Below are 398 nucleotides of genomic sequence, written 5' to 3' on the forward strand. Positions count from 1 at the left end.
TCCTTGAACACCGGCAGCGGCACAACATATTCATGCGCCAGCTTGAGGTGGGCGAGGTCGGAAGCGTCATAGACCAGCGCGCGGGTGTTCTGGCGCGTCGAGCCGGAATCGCCGCCGTCCTGGCGGGCCGCCGACTGCAGCACGGCGATCAGGAACTTGCCGTCAGGCGTCATCGACATGCCTTCGAGCCCCTGGTTGTTCTGGCGGCCAGTCTCGGGATCCTTCGGATCGGGCTCGGCGGCGCCCGGGCCAGGATTGTCGGACGCGAAGTTCGGCTTGCCGTGGCGCATCGGCACCAGCGCCGCCGGCGGCTGCGCTGCCGACATGAGGCGGCCTTCGGCCGAGAAGCGGTAGATGTTGGGGCCATATTCGTCGGAGATGAACATGGTACCGTCGGG

1 protein-coding gene is annotated in these 398 nt (G+C 67.1%); it reads right to left on the reverse strand.

All coding sequences use genetic code 11. From position 1 onward, the window contains the following. Nucleotides 1–398: esterase-like activity of phytase family protein (locus EOA28_RS38405; protein ID WP_189342443.1), on the reverse strand; the 398-nt coding region annotated here is incomplete at both ends.

This window comes from Mesorhizobium sp. M2A.F.Ca.ET.067.02.1.1 (assembly GCF_004023285.1).
Classification (GTDB): Bacteria; Pseudomonadota; Alphaproteobacteria; order Rhizobiales; family Rhizobiaceae; genus Mesorhizobium.